The 20473-nt window shown below is 38.3% G+C and carries 16 protein-coding genes; 3 read left to right on the forward strand and 13 right to left on the reverse strand.

Annotated features, from left to right (window positions below; all coding sequences use genetic code 11):
- The 7 genes from H1R81_RS15620 to H1R81_RS15650 form a co-directional block, all read right to left on the reverse strand.
- Positions 1 to 570: an LUD domain-containing protein gene (locus H1R81_RS15620; protein WP_181841672.1), complete on the reverse strand. Its 570-nt coding sequence runs from the start codon at positions 568 to 570 to the stop codon at positions 1 to 3.
- 1 nt (position 571) lies between these two features.
- Positions 572 to 1960, reverse strand: coding sequence for a lactate utilization protein B (locus H1R81_RS15625; protein ID WP_181841673.1), 1389 nt, complete (start codon positions 1958 to 1960; stop codon positions 572 to 574).
- Positions 1957 to 2697: a (Fe-S)-binding protein gene (locus H1R81_RS15630; RefSeq protein WP_181841674.1), complete on the reverse strand. Its 741-nt coding sequence runs from the start codon at positions 2695 to 2697 to the stop codon at positions 1957 to 1959. The genes H1R81_RS15625 and H1R81_RS15630 overlap by 4 nt, the downstream gene beginning before the upstream one ends.
- 36 nt (positions 2698 to 2733) lie before the next feature.
- On the reverse strand, positions 2734 to 3612 hold the full coding sequence (locus H1R81_RS15635) for a DUF1080 domain-containing protein (protein WP_181841675.1): 879 nt from the start codon (positions 3610 to 3612) through the stop codon (positions 2734 to 2736).
- A 111-nt stretch (positions 3613 to 3723) separates the two neighbouring features.
- Positions 3724 to 5007, reverse strand: coding sequence for a TIM barrel protein (locus H1R81_RS15640; protein WP_409013558.1), 1284 nt, complete (start codon positions 5005 to 5007; stop codon positions 3724 to 3726).
- A 22-nt stretch (positions 5008 to 5029) separates the two neighbouring features.
- Positions 5030 to 6040 carry a GntR family transcriptional regulator gene (locus tag H1R81_RS15645; RefSeq protein WP_181841677.1) on the reverse strand — a complete coding sequence of 337 codons (1011 nt, stop codon included), beginning with the start codon at positions 6038 to 6040 and terminating at the stop codon, positions 5030 to 5032.
- Positions 6041 to 6164: 124 nt separating this feature from the next.
- Positions 6165 to 8246 (reverse strand): bifunctional aldolase/short-chain dehydrogenase, encoded by a 2082-nt coding sequence (locus tag H1R81_RS15650; RefSeq protein ID WP_181841678.1) that lies wholly within the window; start codon positions 8244 to 8246, stop codon positions 6165 to 6167.
- Positions 8247 to 9124: 878 nt separating this feature from the next.
- Between H1R81_RS15650 and H1R81_RS15655 the strand changes: the two genes are divergently transcribed.
- Entirely contained in the window at positions 9125 to 9310 is a 186-nt protein-coding gene (locus H1R81_RS15655) for a hypothetical protein (RefSeq protein ID WP_220275236.1), read from the forward strand.
- A 146-nt stretch (positions 9311 to 9456) separates the two neighbouring features.
- Here the strand turns inward: H1R81_RS15655 and H1R81_RS15660 are convergent, their stop codons facing one another.
- From H1R81_RS15660 to H1R81_RS15675, 4 genes are all read right to left on the reverse strand, one after another.
- Entirely contained in the window at positions 9457 to 9927 is a 471-nt protein-coding gene (locus tag H1R81_RS15660) for a LytTR family DNA-binding domain-containing protein (RefSeq protein WP_181841679.1), read from the reverse strand.
- A gap of 401 nt (positions 9928 to 10328) precedes the next feature.
- On the reverse strand, positions 10329 to 11081 hold the full coding sequence (locus tag H1R81_RS15665; protein ID WP_181841680.1) for a LytTR family DNA-binding domain-containing protein: 753 nt from the start codon (positions 11079 to 11081) through the stop codon (positions 10329 to 10331).
- Between the two features lie 155 nt (positions 11082 to 11236).
- Positions 11237 to 12415 carry a sensor histidine kinase gene (locus H1R81_RS15670; protein WP_181841681.1) on the reverse strand — a complete coding sequence of 393 codons (1179 nt, stop codon included), beginning with the start codon at positions 12413 to 12415 and terminating at the stop codon, positions 11237 to 11239.
- Positions 12416 to 12644: 229 nt separating this feature from the next.
- Positions 12645 to 14408, reverse strand: a complete 1764-nt coding sequence (locus H1R81_RS15675) for a phospho-sugar mutase (RefSeq protein WP_181841682.1) — start codon at positions 14406 to 14408, stop codon at positions 12645 to 12647.
- 276 nt (positions 14409 to 14684) lie between these two features.
- Between H1R81_RS15675 and H1R81_RS15680 the strand changes: the two genes are divergently transcribed.
- On the forward strand, positions 14685 to 17633 hold the full coding sequence (locus H1R81_RS15680; RefSeq protein ID WP_181841683.1) for a prolyl oligopeptidase family serine peptidase: 2949 nt from the start codon (positions 14685 to 14687) through the stop codon (positions 17631 to 17633).
- A 66-nt stretch (positions 17634 to 17699) separates the two neighbouring features.
- Here the strand turns inward: H1R81_RS15680 and H1R81_RS15685 are convergent, their stop codons facing one another.
- Positions 17700 to 18419: an SIMPL domain-containing protein gene (locus tag H1R81_RS15685; protein WP_181841684.1), complete on the reverse strand. Its 720-nt coding sequence runs from the start codon at positions 18417 to 18419 to the stop codon at positions 17700 to 17702.
- Positions 18420 to 18531: 112 nt separating this feature from the next.
- Positions 18532 to 19860, reverse strand: coding sequence for a dihydroorotase (locus H1R81_RS15690; RefSeq protein ID WP_181841685.1), 1329 nt, complete (start codon positions 19858 to 19860; stop codon positions 18532 to 18534).
- Positions 19861 to 20155: 295 nt separating this feature from the next.
- On the opposite strand from H1R81_RS15690, the gene H1R81_RS15695 reads away from it, so the two are divergent.
- Complete coding sequence (locus H1R81_RS15695; RefSeq protein WP_181841686.1) at positions 20156 to 20458, forward strand: LytTR family transcriptional regulator DNA-binding domain-containing protein; 303 nt, start codon at positions 20156 to 20158, stop codon at positions 20456 to 20458.
- Positions 20459 to 20473: the final 15 nt, after the last annotated feature.

Raw genomic sequence — 20473 nt, forward strand, 5'->3', positions numbered from 1 at the left:
TTATCCTCCATACAAAATCACCATCATACTTCTTGCGCCATGTGCGCCAATCACTAATGATTGCTCAATATCGGCTGTTTTAGAAGGACCTGCAATGAATGCACCGTAACTACCTACGGTATCTAATTTCTTGTAGGCTTCGTGCATATTGGCTACTATCTGGCGTTTTTCGAGTACTAAAACTAAATGTTGAGTAATAAAAGGCAGTGCCCGGTTAATCATATTCACCTCCGGCACCCATATCGCTCCGTTTTCGGCAACACCTACTACTCCTTCTATTACCGCCAGATCTACACGCTCTAAAACCTCTTTAGAGGTATTTTTATCTATCTCAACACTTGATTTTACGAGCTTTGAGGCTACGCTTTTTAAATCAGAATAATGGGTATCAATTGCTCCCTGACAATCAGTTTTACTTTCTACTTCAATAGCGTGTCCACCAATGCCCGATAAAACTGTTTTGAACCTTTCTATGCTTCCATCTCCTTCAAAAGCCGGAATGGTAGGTAAGTCAATCAAAACCGGTTTATGGGCTTTAACACTGGCTAATATTTTCTCTCTGCTACTCATTTCAGGACTTTTTGTTTTTACTATACCATTCCTTAAAGCTTTGCTTGGGTGCATCAGGCAATTCACGGGCTATTGCCCAGGGATTTAATCCTTTAGCGTGAGTCATGCCATGAGGCAATACTCTCAGAGCACTTCTCGCTAATTTGCCCCCTAAATCATATACTTTCGGCATAGCCAACATTTTTGCCAGCCCTTTCATCCCCCATTTTTTAGATGCTGGTAATTCATTTTCTTTCGATACCACCTGACGCCATTTATAGAGCTGTACATGAATATCTATCTTCACCGGGCATACATCAGAGCAAGAGCCGCACAAAGTACTGGCAAATGGAAGTGAACTATACTTATGCAAATCAATATTAGGCGATAAGATTGCCCCAATAGGCCCCGGCACAGTAAAGTCATAACTATGCCCACCACTACGCCGATACACAGGACAGGTATTCATACAAGCACCACAACGAATACATTTCAACGAATTTCTGAAATCTGAGCGGCCTAATTGTTGGGTCCGGCCATTGTCTACTATCACAATGTGCATTTCTTTTCCTTCAGCAGGCTTGGTGAAATGAGAAGTATAGGTGGTAACAGGTTGGCCTGTAGCACTGCGAGCCAACAAGCGTATAAAGACTGATAAATGCTCTATTTTCGGAATAAGTTTCTCCATGCCCATACAGGCGATGTGCACATTTGCCAGATTAACTCCTAAATCAGCGTTGCCTTCATTGGTACATACAACGAAACTCCCTGTTTCGGCAACCGCAAAGTTGACACCCGTCAGGGCTACATCGGCTTCTATGAATTTTTGTCTTAGATGCTGGCGGGCCGCTTCTGTAAGTGCCTGTGGGTCTTTTTCACCTTTAGGTGTGCCTAAATGCTCATGAAAGGTTTCGCCTACGTCTTCCTTTTTTAAATGGATAGCAGGCATCACAATATGGCTTGGCGGCTCATTTCTGAACTGTACTATGCGTTCACCCAAATCGGTATCTACTACTTCAACCCCATTTTTTTGCAAAAAAGGGTTCAGATGGCACTCTTCGGTCAGCATCGACTTACTTTTTACCATCTTGATAGTTCCGGTTTTATCTTTGATAGAAGACGCATTTCTGATAATGTCTAATACGATCTGGTTATGCTCTTCACCATCAGTAGCCCAATGTACCTGTACACCGTTTTTTCTGGCATTTTCTTCAAACTGAAGCAGATAATTATCAAGATTACTTAGCGTATGATCTTTGATTTTGGAGGCAAGCAGGCGTAATTCCTGAAATTCGGGAATTGGGTAAATGGCCTTATCTCTCTTCTGACGGACAAACCACAATGTTTCGTCATGCCAGGTAGTCCGGCTAAAATCTCTGGCAAATTTCTCAGCTAATGCAGGGTGGTTCATGGTTGGCTTCCGTTCAAAATTTCTGCTATGTGCATTACTTTTATTGGCACTTGTTGCCGTTTTACTATTCCTTCAAGATGCATCAGGCAAGACATATCTCCACCTGTTAGAACTTTAGTTCCATGACGCACGTGGTCGGCTATTCTGTCTTGTCCCATGCGGGCTGACACGGCTTCTTCTGTAATACAAAAAGAGCCTCCGAAGCCACAGCACTCATCATTGCGTTCTAAGTGGGTTATTTCAATACCTTTTAGTTTTTTAAGGAGGGTCAGAATCTGCCCGCCTTTGTCTCCTGTAATTTCTGAGGCATTGGCCTGACGAAGCCCCCGCTGACCGTGACAGCTTAAATGCAAGCCTACTTTATGAGGGAAATGGACTGGAATTTCTTCAACTTTCAATACATTCTCAAGGAAATCGACTAATTCATATACGCCTTTTCTTACTTGTTGCACGGCAGGTGTCTGGTCTATTATATCGTAATGTTTGCGAACATGATAAGTACAACTGCCGGATGGAGTAACGATATATTCATAATCGGCAAAAGTGTCAACAAAATGATGATATACATCTTTTGAATCCTGTTCACAACCACTATTGGCCATCGGTTGCCCGCAACAGGTTTGTTGTAGCGGATAAGCTACCTCTACACCTAACTTTTCTAATAATTGCAGGGTATTAATGCCTACATTCGGATAAAACTGGTCAACATAACACGGTATAAAAAGGGCTACTTTCATGATTCAAATACTAAATGATAGGCAGGTATGAATTTATCAAGCCTTTTTCTTTCTTTTCTTCTTATACTCACAAGTCGTATTATCAGACTTCACATAATAAGATTTATAATTTTTTGCCTTAGGGTCGGTACAACCACAAAGATTCAATAACTCAACTTTACGGAAATCAACAGGGTGACTTTCGCTTTGTAGCGAGATGTACCCTTCTCCTAAAAGTTTACCCTCTACCATTAGGCTTGGGTCATGTCCGCTCACGTTGCCACCTCCGGTTTGTGTTTTTGTATATTCCAATACCTTCTCACCATTCACAAAGTGCTGAACAAGCGAATCTCCTAAAACCAGTACTTCTGCGCGCACCCATTGGTCACCATTATAGGTTTGTGAGGTTGAGTTGATACAGTGGCGTTTATCTAACTTGCCCTGATAAAACACATTAGTGCCAGGCGTACAAAGATTACAGGTAGTTCGTTTACCTTTATCTAACCCCCCTAACAATTGTACTTCAATCGAAATCGGAAAATCCTGGTCTTTCCCCATTGTTTCAGGAGCCTGGCAATGAATCATAATCCCACTATTACGGGTTGCCCAACCCGGGCCATCTTTGGCCTGGTCGCCAACAAAACGGTATTCGGTAGCTATACGATAATAAGAGTATTTGTCTTTATAGAAAATATGTCCGAATTTCTCTTCAAACGAAGCATAGCCATCGTAACGTACCTGCATCATTCCATCGGCAACTCTGAAGGTATTTGAGAAATTATCATCTAATGTGTAATTCCGTATTTTGACATGCCAGCCATCAAGATTTTTTCCGTTAAACAATTGTTTCCATTCTTTTGGGTCTACTGTCTGGGTTTGTGAGAAAGTCAGTAGCGGAAAAAATATTATACTTAAAAAGGTCAGGAGTTTTTTCATTAGATGAATAGTTGGTGAGTAAATTAAACTAACAATACAAAATAACATCAAGTTTTGCAAAGAAAGACAACACCTGACGAGTATTTTACATGAAAATGTTCTGGTATAGTTTTACAAACCTGTAGCTATACTGAATTTCCCTCTTTTACTGATTAAATTCTCACGTACTTTCCTGTCGCGGAAAGTAGCCACTGGGTCAAGGGCTCCCCCTGCCTGACGACTTGCCTCTGCTACAAGTGCTCTTACATCAGTAAAGAAAATATCTCTTAGCAATTCTTCTGCCTTTAATACATCGTTATTTTCCTGCGCATCTGCTAAAATAGCTCTATCTACTAATAAAGCCTTCGCATAAGTAGTTAAAATAGCATTCACCGATTGCAACAGGTCTTCAATAGGGTCTTTGGTATTATGGCTCGCATCAATCATCCATGCCAATGGCGGATTCTTTACATTCGGGTCTTGCATACCATCAACCAGTTCATTGAAAATCAGAAAAAATTGATAAGGCTTGATACTTCCGGTTGTTAAATCATCATCACCATACATAGAGCCGTTAAAATGGAAACCACCAAGACGGCCAAAGTGCATTAACCGACCTACAATCTGTTCGATATTGGTATTTGGTAAATGATGCCCTAAATCAACTAATACCTGTGCGTTTTTGCCTACTTGCTGGCAAAGCGAATAAGAAGTACCCCAGTCTGGTATCACCATTGAGTAAAAAAACGGCTCATAAGGCTTGTATTCAATCAACATCGTCCAGTCAGACGGCATGGCTCCATAAATAGTTGCCAGTGAATCTGCTGTGCGTTGATAAGCCTTGCGGAAATGTTGTTGACCAGGGAAGTTTGAACCATCGGCCAACCAGACTGTCAGTACTTTAGAATCTAACTGTTTGCCATATTCTATACATTCAATATTATGCTGAATCGCCAGGTTACGACTTTCCTCTTTCGTATGACACAAGGAGCCGAATTTATAAGAAAATGGCTGGTCTTTCTGATCCTGAAAGGTATTTGAATTGACAGAGTCGATAGTCAGACCATGCTCTTTTAATAATTGTTTAACAGCTGTGGCGTCAGACGGTATATCCCAGGGAATATGTAAAGAGATAGAATTAGAAGAGCCATTCAACTGGTGAATCAAGCCTACGTCTTCAATTTTTTCTTCCAGATTACGTGGTTCTCCGCCATTCGGGAAACGCCCGAAGCGTGTGCCACCTGTGCCCAGAGCCCAACTGGGAATAGCTACCTGAAATGCTTTGATTTTATCAATAATACTTTGTGCATTAATTCCTTTTCGACTAAGTAGCTCGCTTATATAAGCTAATTTAAACTGGTGGTCGGCTTCTAAGGTTTTGTTATGGTTTTGAATAATATCTGAAGTAAGCATGATGTTAAGGTTTTGGTTGAATCAATTAAAGGCTTTTACGGCGGATAATGTAAAAAGGATTTTTTACTTTGATTTGTTTTTTATCCAGTAGTAAAGCTGCGGCTGTTCGACCCATCGTTTCAAAATCGGTAGTAATAACCGTAATTTCTAATAATTCTTTCAGCGTGGTTTCATTAAAAGAAACAATCCCGATATCTTGCCCAATCAGATAATTAGTCTGTCTTGTTTTCTTGATTAATTCGGCAAGGTCAGTTTCTTCTACTACAACATAAGCGGTTTTGGGTTGCAGGATTTCATCAAAGGCATTTTCTTTAATAGCATATTCTTTATTAGAATTGATACAAAAAAAACGAAAGCCTTTGACAATCTCTTTCGGGTAATTGCCATCACTCGGAAAAATCAATACCATACGCTGGTATTTTTCGAGTAAATCTTTGGCAGATTCTAAAGCATCAAAAATATCGTTTTCAAAGTCCTGATAAACACTTAAGATTGATTTCTGATAATCGGGTAAATCTTTATCTAACAGCACCAGTTCATCTGTCGGAATCTTCTCTATGGTTTTCAGTGCCAGGTGTTTATCAGTCTCAGGGAAGAAATGTGGCATAATAACATAATAATTATATTTGCCTAAGTTCTTTTCTATGATTTCTTCAAAAATGCGGGCATTGTAATGATGTATCTGTAAATCTACCGCAGCTTTTTCTCCTAATACTTTCAGAAAAGCATAATAAATTAGTTTTTTATAAGAGCTTAACTTATTAAAAATCAATAAGATACGCATCTTATTGTGCTCTTTACCATTGATATAAAAACCTTTGCCCTGAACCGCCGTAATAAAACCTTGTTCTTTTAACTCCCGGTAAGCTTTTTCTACAGTATCTCGTGCCAGATAATACTCTTCGCTTAATTCGCTTATAGAAGGGAGTTGCTCATTTTTATTTAAGACAGTTCGCTCTATATCGGTGATGATAGAGCGTACAATTTGCTTGTATTTTGGGGTCTTATCATTGGGGTTGAGTTGTAACTTATACATTTTTTCGAATAATTTAAAAAAAACGTCTCGCCCTTTCTCTTCTCCCGGAAGAGGTGTTTTAAAATCTCCCACCTTAGGTTTGTCCACTCTTTTTTCACGAGAGACTTAGAGGGTGAGGTAAATCTTACCTCACAAAGGCCACTGCCACACCACCATCTACATTCAGGATATTTCCGGTTGATTTTGACAGACTACCATCTACAAATACTCTTACTGCCTTGGCAATATCTTCGGTCAGTATTTCTTCGTTCAACAATGTGCGGGCTGCATACATCCTGGGCAAATCTTCTACCTTGATGCCATAAGCTTTTGCACGGCCTTCTGCCCATTCGCCTTCCCATATCTTACTACCACGTAATACAGCATCAGGATTAACCGTATTAACACGTATTTTATCTTTACCCAGTTCGGCGGCTAATAAGCGGCTCATGTGTGCCTGTGCAGCCTTAGCCGTACCATATCCTACATTGTTAGGGCCTGCAAACAGGGCATTCTTACTGGCAATGTTTACGATGTCTCCATCTAAAGCCTGCTGGCGCATAATTTTCACTGCCTCTTGCGATACCAGAAACTGGCCTTTCACCAGCACATCCTGCAATATATTCCAGTCTGCTAAAGTATGGTCTTCCAATGGTTTAGAAATAGACAATCCGGCACAATTCACTACAATATCAACCCCACCAAATTGCAATATTCCCTGTTTAAGTGCTTCGGCAATAGAAGCAGGTTGAGTTACATCAATTTTGGCCGTAATCACCACATCTTTGCCATATTTCTTGCTTAATTCTGTCTGGGTCTCTTCCAAACGGTCGCGGTCAGCGGCTATTATACAAGCCCCGTCTGCCAATAATTCTTCACAAATCGCTTTACCTATACCACCAGTGCCACCTGTTACAAATGCTATTTTGCCTGACAACGATTTAGGTTTAGGCATCCTTTGTAATTTGGCTTCTTCCAACAACCAGTATTCAATATTAAAAGCTTCCTGTTCGCTCAATCCCACATATTCCGAAATGGCCTCAGCCCCTTTCATTACATTAATGGCATTAATATAAAATTCTGATGCTACACGGGCTGTCTGTTTGTCTTTTGCAAAAGAAAACATACCTACACCAGGATAGAGGATTACCACTGGGTTGGTATCTCTTACAGCAGGGCTGTTCGGGTGTTTACAACGTTCATAATAGGCAATATAATCGGCCCTGTAGGCTTCAAATTGTGCCTCTATTTCTGCTTTATCAGTTCCTTTTAATACTAAAGGCCGGATTTTGGTGCGCAAGAAATGGTCAGGACAGCTGGTGCCTTTCTGTGCGAGCCTCTCTAAATCATGCGAGTTAACAAACTCCAGCACGCGGGCATCATCAGTAAAATGTCCTACCATTCTTCTATAGCTTGATGCTAAGCCTCTGAGTGTAGGCATCACCTCGGCAGCAGCAGTTTTTCTATCTTCTACAGCTTTTGACTGGCCTTTTGCTCCACCGAAAACCGGCCGTTTCTTGCCATAGTTTTCTTCGAGATATACCGAAGCCATTTCAATGACTTCTAAAGTATTAATATAAGACTCATAAGAAGTATCTCCCCAGGTAAACAAACCATGACCACCCAAAATAACACCTCTCAGGTTCGGATTATTCCTAACCGTTTCTTCTAATTTCAGCCCTAAGTCAAAACCGGGACGTTGCCACGGTAACCAAGCCATAGTATCCCCCCAGATTTCTTTCATGATCTGTTCCCCGTTTTTACTGGCGGCTATAGCAATCAAAGCATCAGGGTGGAGGTGGTCAATATGTTTAAAAGGTAATAATCCGTGGAGGGGGGTATCAATAGAAGGTGCTGCGCATTTCGGATCAAACAAACAATGGTCAAATAAGCCAACCATTTCGTCTTCAAAGGCTAAACCTCTATAACGTTTTTTTAGGGCATGTAGTCGATCAACATAAAGGTTGGCACAGCCTTTCTTTGTAAGTGTACCAATATCGCCACCAGAGCCTTTTACCCACATCACTTCAACAGGATCGCCTGTAAGCGGGTCTATTTCTGTGATTTTGCAGGAGGTGTTTCCACCGGCATAATTTGTTAATCTTAAATCAGCCCCAAGGAGATTGGAGCGATAGATAAATAAATCAACTTCATTATTGGCTAATTCAGCGGCTTTGTTGTCGTCCCATAGGTAGCTAACATACTTGAATGTTAGGGTATTTTCCATGTGTTGTTAAAATTTTCGTTGCTGTAAATATGTAAGAATATATTTAAACTTTTCCATTCAAACCGTAGAATAGCTTGAGACGCAGAATTTATTGGTTGAATTAAGATGTTTAGACATAATCTACTATCAATCACAAATTTGGAGATTTTTTTTTAAAAATCTTCATGTACTCTCCTGTAAGATGTTACTCATATGAGAAAGAATTTTGACTCATACCTTAAATTCAATAATAATTCGTATTTCGACTAATAAAATGAGGAATTATTCAATAAAATCTCGTTTTCAAACTGAATTTCTTACCTGTTCATTTACAAAATATGAAAGGTAGTAATTAAAATACCCTGCTAAGAAAGAACTACAACAAATGAATTATATATTTAGCTATAATACTGAAACAATAAGCACTCAAACAAATAGAATCAGTGATAACAACAAAACCAGATTATTTTGTAAAAGTATCTGCTCTTAAATATATCATAAGTATGCAAACAATACTTGGAGCTAATGAATAAATAGCTGAAGAATTAGCAAAAGAACTAAATAGAAATTATTCGAAAGCTATAAGATTGGTAAGCAGAAATCCTAAAGTAATAAATGTCAGAGATGAGCTGTTTCGTGTCAATTTGTTAGATCCATATGAAACATACCAGGCAGTTAAAGAAAGTGAGATTGCTTATCTGAATGTTGGATTACCTATGGATACAGAAATATAGGAAAAGCAGTTTTCTATAATAATGCAAAATGTAATTGACGCATGTAAGAGACACCAATGTAGGCAGTTTTTTTGACAATACCTATATGTATGCCAAAACCAGAGAACCATAAACAGAAAGTAGTCGGTTTTCTCCTGTTGGCAGAAAATCAGTTGTAAAGGCAAAATGGCTACTATGCTGTTAGAAGAGATAAAGAAGAAAAGTTTAGAAAACGAGACACGTGCCAACTACAAAAAAGCATTTATTCCTATGACTTCAAAAGTTGTTGTTGACGGAAACTTGCTGACCGGGCAAGATCCGTTTAGTTCTAAAGAAATGGCAAAAGAGGTAATGCAGGTTCTGAAAAAATAAGAATTTCAAACAGTTTCTAAGAAGCCAATAAGTAAGTTAAGGGGCTATACCAAAAATTCAGAATACCCCAAAAAAATAAAGTGCCAGATTAGCCAGCACTTTATTATCGTAACCCAAAAAGTAAAAAATAATTTTTTCGAATGTTTTCAGGACATCCGTATTGTTGTCTTTAATTTTATTGTAGAAGTAACGTTCTGCCCTGTTGTACGTAAGAACCTTCTGTACTTACGGCGAAACTCCGCAGCTTTTCTTCTTGATATAATGATTTTCTCGTCATGAATCAGAACTTCTCCTCCACGACAATTAAAATATAAATCTTTTACATGTTCCAGGTTAATGATGTACGAACGGTGAAGCCTTACAAAATTAGTAATCTCGTCTAATTCCTCTTCAAAGATTCTTAACGTTTTAGAACTAATAATTTCTCTACCATCAGCAAGCTTAAAAATCGTGTAATTTTTTGCGCTCTTCAAGTATAAGATATCACCGAGCTTAACCATGTTACGTTTGCCAGCAACTCGCATGGACATATTCGCTCCAGTAGCTTGGCTTTCCACATTTTGGACGACCGTAAACCCTTCAGGATTGAACGGTGTCTTGTAAATCAGCTTATTCATTCGTAAGGAAAGCGTTAAAATTGTTGAATTTTATAGCAAGTTAATTTTGACGTATAACTATTACAACAACGATTCGGTAAGTGGCAGAATAAATTAGATAAGTGGCAGATAATCTTAAATAATCGAACTTTTTGCGAAGGCAGAAAAATGCTATGAAAATTTGCTTTTGTATAATTGGGTGTTTTTTTTTAATCTTTCTAAGAAAAAATGATTGAACGGATACGTTTATAAACAAAAATCTTAACTATAAAATGCAAAAAAACAGGTGCAGAAATAAGTATTTCTGCACCTGTAATGGGTATAAAAAACATGCCAGTTTTAAAACAAAGCAAGATTAAATTTGTATTTAATTAAGAACTGTTTTTTTAAAAAAAAGAATGTAGCCAGCCAGGTATTGAAAACTAAATATTACTCAACCACTCCAGAAATTCCGACTTACGTCGGCGTGAAACTGGCAATTCTGTACCCTGTTCGGTTGTGATTGTTCCACCTTCACCCTTTGTATAACGTTTGATATAATCTCGGTTAACTAAGAAAGAATGGTGAATACGGAAAAAATCATAATTGGCCAGTAAGTCTTCAAAGTCTTTAATACTTTTAGAGACCGTAATCTTTGAGTTGTCGTTCAGATAAATATGAGTATAGTCTTCATCTGCTTCGCAGTAAATGATATTATTGACAGGTACAAACTGAAAACCATTGAGTATAGGAAGTGGTATTTTGTTTGATTTGTCGCGAGGATTTCTTAAATTCTGAATCAGATGGTCGAAATTCTGCTGACTGTTTTTCTTTTCAATACGTTCTTTAGCTTTACCAATAGCTTGCTTAAGCTCTTCAATATTAATCGGTTTTAACAGGTAATCTAAAGCACTGAATTTGATTGCTGTAACGGCATAATGGTCGAATCCGGTAGTAAAAATAACTTCAAATTTAGGGTTGGTGAATTTTTCTAACAGGTCAAAACCGCTGCCATGAGGCATCTCCACATCTAAAAAAACAATATCGGGCGATTTTTCCTGAATAAGTTGATAAGCCTCTTGTATTGAATTAGCCGTACCAATTACCTCAATCTCTGACGAACAGAAAAGGTAAATAATACTACTTAAGGTTTCAACACTTCGATTTTCGTCATCAACTATAATAGCCTTATACATAAAAAGGATTTGTTTACAAGTTTACTCTACTGTCAATAAGATTAGCATCAGCCATAGGACTCATGCCAATAGCCACATAAATATTAATGATTAATAATGTATATGTATAGGGAGAGGGATACTTACTAATTACAAAAGAAAAGAAACATTCCAAATTAACCAAATTTTGGAAATTTAATTTCAATTGTCGTGCCAATATCAGCCCCGGGTTCATATGGCGGCTTTAAACGGTCTTCAACTAAAAAATGAATGTCTGCATCATTAATTAAATTAAAGGTTTGCAGGCGCTCTTCTGTAATTTTAAGACCCTGCGATTTATAGCCCTTCCTTGATTTAGACTGAATCTGTTTAGCACGTTCTCTTCCTACGCCATCGTCTTCTATTCTGCACACCAGGTATTTACCCTGAGTAAAAAAACTCATATATAGATTCCCCTTGGTTTCTTTATACCTTAACCCATGATTAATCGCGTTTTCGATAAATGGTTGTAGAATCATGGTCGGAATCTCAACAAAACGATTTACATCAGGGGCTACATTCAGATGAAACTCAAACTTGTTTTCGAAACGCAACATTTCTATTTCAATATAAAGGCTCAATAGCTTTATTTCGTCGGCAATGGTAATATATTTACTACGCGACGAATCTAAAAAGAGCCTAATCAGATTGGCAAATTTTGATAAATAATTATTGGCAGAAATAGTGTCACGATTCAGGATAAAACTTTGTACGGCATTCAGGGCATTAAATACAAAGTGAGGGTTCATCTGTAATTGCAGAGTCCGCAACTCTAATTCAGTAACCTGACGGTGATGCCGTTGCTCTTCGTCTGACCAGAATTTCAGAAAACGCTCACGACCATAGAAAAGTCCGAATAGGGTTACAAAGCATGAGCCCCAGAACCACCACGAACGCCACCAGGGGTATTCTATCTTAAACTCAACTATAGCTGGCTGGCTTTCTTTCTTTGTGGCATCAATGGCTACCAATTCAAAATGATATACGGCAGGTTTTAGACTATCAACTTTTACGGCTGTTTTAGGAGTATAAAACCAGGCAGAGGGCTTAGCTCCTTCAAAACTGTTTTCTATGATCCGGTATTTATAAGTCAGATTAGCTTGTGCAGGGGTAGCATTAAATTCAAATTCTAAAACATTATTATCATAATCAACATGGTAGTTTTCCTGCTGAGGCATATCTCGTCCTGCTATTTCAACACGAGTAATTTTAGCCTTGAAGTTGCTTGCTTTTCGGGGAGCACCTGTCGTTTGACCATGAGCAGTAAAATTGGCGAATAAGCATATCAAAACAATTATTAAGAGCGGCTTTGGCATCAGGAAAATTGGTAGATTAGAATAGGTTAACCTGCTGATGTAAAAATACATTTTAAAATGAATATCTAAAAGCAGTAGCTGCTTTTTGTTAATTGTTTACCTTGTTTATGAAGCAATTAGCGTACCAATTAGAGTTGGTAAATGTAAAGAAAAGTAGAAATACGCAGAGGGGAAAGTCATTAAAAGAAAAACGCCCGGTCTATTTGCTAAACCAGACGTTTTTTATCAATTAAACTAAATTCAGTTCTGTCTGAATCATTTTTACTTTTTCTTTAAGCGAAACTAAAGTAGCATCAAACTCGTCTTTCTTCTTCAACTTGGCTCGTACACCCACATAAAACTTGATTTTAGGCTCAGTTCCTGAGGGGCGACAGGTAAATTTAGTGCCATCAGCCGTAAAGAATTGCAGTACATTTGATGATTCAATTCCCATTTTACCTGATGGAATATCTTTGGTTTCACCTGTTTTTAAATCAGTTGTCGTCAAAGCCTTATAATCGTCCATACGGATAACTTTTGAACCTGCCAGACTCTTCGGAGGCTTTGCTCTGAAATCAACCATCATCTGCTGAATCTCTTCTGCGCCTGTTTTGCCCTTTTTAGTTAATGAAATCAGACCTTCATAATAGAAGCCGTTTTTCTGATACATTTCCGCCAGAAAATCGAATAAGCTAATGCCTTGATCTTTGGCGAAGGCCGTCAATTCAGCAATCATGGCACAACTGGCAATAGCGTCTTTATCACGCACCTTGTCACCAATCAGATAACCATAACTTTCTTCACCACCACCAATAAAGGTTTGTTGCCCTTCGAGTTCTCTGATAACCTGTGCAATGTATTTAAAACCTGTCAGGGTATTATAACAAAATACACCTGCTTTGGCTGCCATTTCATCAATCAAATCTGTCGTTACAATGGTTTTCGCTACAAACTCTTTACCTGTCAGTTTTTTAGCTTTTTTCCATGCTTTCAACAGATAGTAAATAATCAAACTCGCGGCCTGATTACCATTCAGTAGCTGCCACTCGCCTTTCGGGTCTTTAACAGCCATACCTACACGGTCGGCATCCGGGTCGGTAGCAATTACCAGATCAGCATTGATTGCTTTGGCTTTTTTCAATGCCAGACTCATGGCTTCCTGCTCCTCAGGGTTCGGATAAACCACAGTCGGGAAGTTCCCATCGGGTGTTGCTTGTTCCTCGACAATATTTACATTGGTAAAACCCAATTGCGCCAAAGCTTTTGGCACCATTGTAATACCCGTGCCATGAATAGAGGAGAAAACAATATTCAGATCAGCCTGACGCTTAATCATACGTGGATTCACCGAAATGCTTTTTACGGCTTTCAGATAAGCTTTGTCAAGTACCTCACCAATCATTTTAATGCGTTTCTTTACACCTTTAAACTTGATGTCTTTTACATTCGTAATCGCATTTACCTCTGCCACAATGTTTTTATCGTGTGGCGCCACCACTTGCGAGCCATCAACCCAATAGACTTTATAACCGTTATATTCTCTTGGGTTGTGCGATGCCGTGATAACAATACCACTCTGGCAACCTAACTGACGCACCGTAAAAGATAATTGTGGGGTAGGGCGAAGCTCTTTATATAAATAAACCGTAATACCATTAGCTGAAAGAATATCGGCTGCTACACGGGCAAACTCAGGTGAAAAATTCCGACTGTCGTGTGCAATAGCTACTTTTATCTCCTGACCAGGAAAGGCCTTGTTCAGATAGTTTGCCAAACCCTGTGTGGCAGCACCAACGGTATATTTATTCATACGGTTAGAGCCTACACCAATTTCTCCCCGCATTCCACCCGTACCAAACTCTAAATTCTTGTAAAAAGAATCGGTCAGTTGGGTGGCGTTACCGTCGTCAATGAGTTTCTGAATAGCAGTTTTGGTTTCTTCATCATACCTGCCTTTAAGCCAGGTTTTGATATTCTTCTCTGCTGTTGTATCTAATTTAAGACTCTGTAGCATGACTATCCGAATGATTTTAATTGTAAAAGATTTTGGGCAAATTAAAACAAGTTTTTGATGTTTTTCAAGAATGATTTAGATTTTACTAATATTTCTTCAAATGAGGCCTAAAAACAAAGATATCTACTGTTTTGAAATAGATTTTCGATTAAAGTAGTAAGAAAAATAAGTAGTTGAAAGTATCTATATCGGCATATAACGCTCAATAATCTATTCGGTTTTCTGTTTTAAAACTTTTGTTATAATTTTATAAAAACTAACAATACCTCTTTAACAATGAAAAAATACTTCATCACCTGTTTACTACTCTGCTCTGTTGTCGTATGGGCGCAGGAAAAACCTAAACCACCACTTACCTGGAAAGATGTTGCCTCATGGAAAGCTATTCCTGCTTTTGGAGGCACACAATTGTCGTCCGATGGTGCCTGGTTTGCATACGTTCTGAATCCTAATGAGGGAGACGCAGAACTAATTCTCAGAAAAACCGGCGATACCACCAGAGTCAAATACCCTGTTGGTTCAAGTACTTCTTTCTCTATGAGTTTCTCTGACGATGCCAAATGGTTGGCCTTTAAAGTGTATCCGAAAGACAAGGATAAAAAAGCAGCGGCGAAACCAGGCGGCAAACCTGTTCCTGATAAGGTCTTTTTAATAAATCTCTCCAACAAAAAGAAAACAGAATTTGAAAGGGTAAAATCTTTTGCATTTAATGGAGAGAAATCTTCGGTATTAGCCCTGCAATTGACTCCTGCTAATGCTTCAGGTAGTCAAAATGCAGATGCTCCTAAAGGTTCTGATTTACTATTATATGATTTAACGTTGGGCAAAACCCAGAACATCGGGAATATTTCGGAATATTCTTTCAATAAACAAGGAGACTGGCTGGCATTGACGGTAGATGCCGCCGAAAAGGCAGGCAATGGCCTATGGCTACGGAACATGAATACAAATGTAGTAATGATTTTAGATAATGATAAAGCCACTTATAAATCATTGAACTGGACAGAAAAAGGAGATGGGCTGGCATTACTGAAGGGTATAAAAGATGAAAAATTTAAAACCGAATTGAATAGTGTGGTAGGCGTGAAAAACTTTAGCACAATGCCTGAATTAAGTATGTATGAACCTAAGAAAGATACTTTGGCTTTTCCTAAAGGTATGACCATTAGTGCTAACAGAACGCCTTACTGGTCAGAAGATTTAGGACGCTTATTCTTTGGTATCACCAAAACTGAATTGGTTAAGAAAGAAACCCCAAAAGCAGATGTCAAGACAGATTCTACGAAAAAAGAAACGGATGCTGAAAAATTAGCTAAAATAAAGGCAGACACAAGCATCAAAACTATTGACGATTTAGCCAAAGCCATTGCTAAAATCAAGACTGACTCAACAAAAAAAATAGCCACTGCACAGGGAGCAGACAAAGAAAAACCGGATATGACTATCTGGCATTGGCAGGATAAACGCTTGCAGTCTCGCCAGCAAGTGCAGGAAACACAAGACAAGAATTTCAGCTTTATAGCTAACTATGATGTAAGCACTAAGAAATTTTTGCGATTAGCAGATAGTAGCCTTAAAAATCTGAGTATTGCCCCTAAGCAATTGTATGGCATAGGTCAGGATATTTCTAATTATGAGTTAGACAATAACCTTGATGGACAAAACTATAGTGATATATACATAGTAGATCTGAAAACCGGAAACCGGAAGAAAGTAATAGAAAAACACTATATCCCTGATTTTTATGCGAACCCAAGTGCTTCGCCTGATGGCACTAAATTCTTATACTGGAAAGACGGTAACTGGATAGTATTTGATTTGAATAATCAGACTTTACGCAATATTTCAGACAAAGCAGGGACTTCATTTATTGATGTAGAAGATGATCACAACGTGCGTAAACCTCCGTATCCTGTAATAGGTTGGACAAGCGATAACCATTTTGTACTGGTAAGTGATGGTTGGGATATCTGGCAATTATCAGTTGATGGCACACCCAGTCCACAGAATCTGACAAAGAATGGTAAAACCGGGCAAATCCGATATCAGAACCGCTATGTGCTGGACCCTGAGGAAAAAGGCATTGATTTAGCCAAAATACAATATTTTAAGATGTATGGTGAATGGACCAAGAAGAGTGGTTTTGTGGCCTTGGAGAATGGACAGATAAAAAGTTTATTATGGGAAGATACTTCAGTTGGGAACCTGAATAAAGCAAAAAAAGCCAATGCTTTTGTTTATACCCGACAGACTTTTAAAACTTCGCCTGAATATTATCTGACTGCTTCAACAAATTTAGAAAATGGGCAGAAAATTACTCAGAATACACCATCTTTTGAAAAATATGCCTGGTCTCCATCAGTAAGATTGATTGATTACAAGAGTGATAAAGGTGATAAGCTACAGGGAGCTTTGTTTTTACCTGCTGGATATGAAGCAGGCAAAAAATACCCGACTATTATTTACTATTACGAAAAACTCTCACAAACACTTCACAATTTTGCCAATCCGGCATATTCAGGTACAGGTTGGAACCCAAGTGTATATACTTCTAATGGTTATGCAGTATTTATACCAGATATTGTATATAAACTCAATGACCCGGGTATGTCGGCTGTCTGGTGTGTGCTTCCGGGTGTGAAAGCTGCCATTAAAACAGGTATTATTGATGAAACCAAAATAGGTATTCACGGGCATAGCTGGGGTGGTTATCAGACCAGTTTCCTGATTACCCAGACCAATATGTTTAAGGCTGCTGCTGCCGGAGCACCTTTAACAGATATGATTTCGATGTATAACCTGATTTATAAAAACAGCGGTTCGTCAAACGGAGCAATATTCGAGGCTTCACAAGGCCGTTTATTACCACCATGGGAAAACTGGGAAGCGTATAACCGTAACTCGCCTTTGTATCATGTAAAGAAAGTAAATACACCTTTGTTGATGTTGCATAACGATGCCGATGGTGCCGTAGACTTTACACAAGGGATTGAGTATTACAATGCGCTTCGCCGTCTGAAAAAACCGGTAGTATTGATTCAATACAAAGGCGAGAATCATGGTCTGGCTAAATTAACCAACCGTAAAGATTATGCCGTGCGCATGATGGAATTCTTCGACTACCACCTCAAAGGCAAACCTGCCCCGGATTGGTTAGAAAAAGGTGTAGATCGTTTGACTTTAGATGAACATTTAGATAAACGTGCGATGGAAGTAGAGAAGTAGCCAAAATACAAAAACACCTGTTTTATTGCCAAAACAGGTGTTTTTGTGTAAAGAGCAAACAAATACCTACTTAATCTTAAATGCCGCTTTCATCTTATAACTTAGCTTAATCTTCTGATATTCCAGACTACTATCTTCCATTGGAGCGGCATCACCGCTTGCTTTCATCATGCGCATATTAGACATCATCATGGGTTGTGGGGCATAAAACTGCTCGTCTAATTCTTCTATCATTAAAACATCACCCACTTTTTCATTAATAGATTCCAATAGATAAGTGGCCTTTTCTTTAGCCGCCTTTAAGGCATTTATCTTGATTTCTTTTCTGAAATCTTTAATTTTTGAATGGTCTACATGGTCAATATTCACAAATTCAATTCCTTTATCATCTACTTCATCTAAAATCACATCGGTTTTATAAAGGTTGTTCATTTTCAGAATATAGCGTTTGCTTTCCAGAAAATTCAGTGGTTTTTTCTTACCTGTCCAGTTTCTATAACCCGTTATAGCTTTAATGGTAAGGTTATCTCTCGGAAATCCAGCCTTTATCACGGCGGCAATCAATTGTTTTTCCAGTACATCAATTGTTACTTTATCTTTCTGATTTTTCTCATCTTTAAAGTATTCTTTAAGCGAAATTGAAAAATAAATCTCATCCGGTACAATTTCCATTTCTGCCGAACCGGTTACCTCAATTTTCTTGATGGGGTCTTTTGCCATATTATCTTGCGCGTGAGTAATAAATGTATAGCCTGATAAGAGAAAGGCAAACAATAATCTTTTCATTGTGTATCAGTTTTTGTTGAGAATAAAAGTTATGTTTCGGAAGCATAACGCTATACGTCTTCCAATTGTTACAAGTATCTATTCATAAAACTGTTAATGATGCGTTAATGTTCTATCTTTCAAATCTTAAACGCTGCCCCTTTTTGCTTTCATCAAACTTGCCATTGGCATAGATTATATTGCCTGAAACAATCGTATGTGTCACTTTCGACTGAAACGCTGTACCCTCAAACGGCGACCAACCACACTTGCTATAAAGGCTGTTTTTATCAACTATGGTAGTGCCATTCAAATCAACCAGAGTCAAATCAGCCCAATACCCTTCTCTGATATATCCCCTGCGTTCAATCTGGAAACAATCGGCAACAGCGTGCGACATTTTCTGTACAATCTTTTCGAGCGATATTTTGCCTTGCTTATAAAACTCGAGCATCACATTCAACGAGTGTTGTACTAATGGTAGGCCAGATGGTGCCTGCCAGTAAGGTTGCTGTTTTTCTTCCCAGGTATGAGGTGCATGGTCTGTAGCTATTACATCGAAATGGTCGTCAAGTAAGGCTTGTAATAGTTTTTCTTTATGCCCATGCTTAATAGCAGGATTACATTTAATCTGATTACCCAATCGCTTGTAATCTTCGGCATCAAACCATAGGTGATGGACACAAACCTCAGATGTTATATGTTTATCAGCAATTGGCCCTTTGGCAAATAAAGGAATTTCTTCACTACTCGAAATATGCAGGATATGCAAGCGGGTTTTATACTTTTTAGCTAATTCAACTGCCATAGAAGAAGATTTATAACAAGCCTCTTCGTTTCTGATAATTGCATGAATATCATAAGGTGGATTATCCCCATATAGTGTCTTGTATTGCTCCAGTCTTGCTTTTACAGTGGCTTCATCTTCGCAATGAGTAGCAATAAGAGCAGGGAAATTGGCAAAAACCTTCGATAATACGTGTTCGTCATCAACTAACATATTGCCTGTCGAACTCCCCATAAATATTTTCAATCCACAAACATTCTGAATATCCGTACGCATTACTTCCTCATAATTATCATTCGATGTACCCATATAAAAAGAGTAGTTGGCTAATGAGGTTTCAGCGCCTATCTGGTATTTATCTGCCAATAATTCTTGTGTAAGCGCATTCGGAACAGTATTGGGCATTTCCATAAAACTGGTCGTACCTCCTGCTACAGCTGCTTTAGCTTCTGTATAAATAGTAGCCTTATGAGTAAGCCCCGGTTCACGGAAATGTACCTGATCATCAATCACACCCGGAAGCAGGTATTTCCCTGTGGCATCAATGATACGATTGGCTTTCAGACCTGATAAGTCTGGACCAATTTGATCAATAATACCATCTTTAATAAATATATCACGTGGCTCAATTTTCCCTTCGTTCACTACAAGTGCATTTAATATGAGAATAGTCATGGTATGCAAAATATTTAATACGGCACGAAATTAATAAAAATAACACGAGCAGAAAGACTATAAGAAATATATAAGTATGTATAGACTGTTAAATTATATTTTACAATTTATTATTGTGGCACTATAGAGATATTTCTTAATATACCTTAAAACAAGGGTTTCCCCCTATTCCGCACCTAAGAGACTTCCGTTACATTTGTACGGTTGATTATCAGCCCGCTACACAGCTTATTATAACTATTCACTTTCCTGAAGCAGCCAGATTACCATTACCTGAACCTTAGCAACCAAAAAGATGTATTCAACTGTTAGTAGAAACACTCGTATTGTAAGACTCGAAGAGGAGCAGAAAATAATCTATATCAAACACCTTGGAATCCAGCCTTATAATGAAGTAAAGTTTGAATGTGGTAAAAAAATAATTGTGAGCTACAGTCTTAACTATTGGCAAAGTGTTTTTCAGGATTTCAAGCGTATCAATAAAGCTGTACTGATTAACCCACAGAAAGTTATCAATTCTATGACAAGTTTTGAAGTAGAGCTTATTGATAATTCAAGATTTACTTATTCCCGTCGTAAATACAAATCTCTCTCATAAATTTAAGTCCCTCTC

Origin of the sequence: Emticicia sp. BO119, assembly GCF_013912375.1 — a bacterium.
Classification (GTDB): Bacteria; Bacteroidota; Bacteroidia; order Cytophagales; family Spirosomataceae; genus Emticicia.

Excerpts from the sequence above, each read along its gene's own strand:
- H1R81_RS15695 (WP_181841686.1), top strand. The coding sequence starts at position 20,156 with ATGTATTCAACTGTTAGTAGAAACACTCGTATTGTAAGACTCGAAGAG.
- H1R81_RS15630 (WP_181841674.1), bottom strand. The coding sequence starts at position 2,697 with ATGAAAGTAGCCCTTTTTATACCGTGTTATGTTGACCAGTTTTATCCG.
- H1R81_RS15680 (WP_181841683.1), top strand. The coding sequence starts at position 14,685 with ATGAAAAAATACTTCATCACCTGTTTACTACTCTGCTCTGTTGTCGTA.
- H1R81_RS15675 (WP_181841682.1), bottom strand. The coding sequence starts at position 14,408 with ATGCTACAGAGTCTTAAATTAGATACAACAGCAGAGAAGAATATCAAA.
- H1R81_RS15685 (WP_181841684.1), bottom strand. The coding sequence starts at position 18,419 with ATGAAAAGATTATTGTTTGCCTTTCTCTTATCAGGCTATACATTTATT.
- H1R81_RS15620 (WP_181841672.1), bottom strand. The coding sequence starts at position 570 with ATGAGTAGCAGAGAGAAAATATTAGCCAGTGTTAAAGCCCATAAACCG.
- H1R81_RS15660 (WP_181841679.1), bottom strand. The coding sequence starts at position 9,927 with ATGAATAAGCTGATTTACAAGACACCGTTCAATCCTGAAGGGTTTACG.
- H1R81_RS15625 (WP_181841673.1), bottom strand. The coding sequence starts at position 1,960 with ATGAACCACCCTGCATTAGCTGAGAAATTTGCCAGAGATTTTAGCCGG.
- H1R81_RS15690 (WP_181841685.1), bottom strand. The coding sequence starts at position 19,860 with ATGACTATTCTCATATTAAATGCACTTGTAGTGAACGAAGGGAAAATT.
- H1R81_RS15670 (WP_181841681.1), bottom strand. The coding sequence starts at position 12,415 with ATGCCAAAGCCGCTCTTAATAATTGTTTTGATATGCTTATTCGCCAAT.
- H1R81_RS15655 (WP_220275236.1), top strand. The coding sequence starts at position 9,125 with ATGGCTACTATGCTGTTAGAAGAGATAAAGAAGAAAAGTTTAGAAAAC.
- H1R81_RS15650 (WP_181841678.1), bottom strand. The coding sequence starts at position 8,246 with ATGGAAAATACCCTAACATTCAAGTATGTTAGCTACCTATGGGACGAC.
- H1R81_RS15665 (WP_181841680.1), bottom strand. The coding sequence starts at position 11,081 with ATGTATAAGGCTATTATAGTTGATGACGAAAATCGAAGTGTTGAAACC.
- H1R81_RS15635 (WP_181841675.1), bottom strand. The coding sequence starts at position 3,612 with ATGAAAAAACTCCTGACCTTTTTAAGTATAATATTTTTTCCGCTACTG.
- H1R81_RS15645 (WP_181841677.1), bottom strand. The coding sequence starts at position 6,040 with ATGTATAAGTTACAACTCAACCCCAATGATAAGACCCCAAAATACAAG.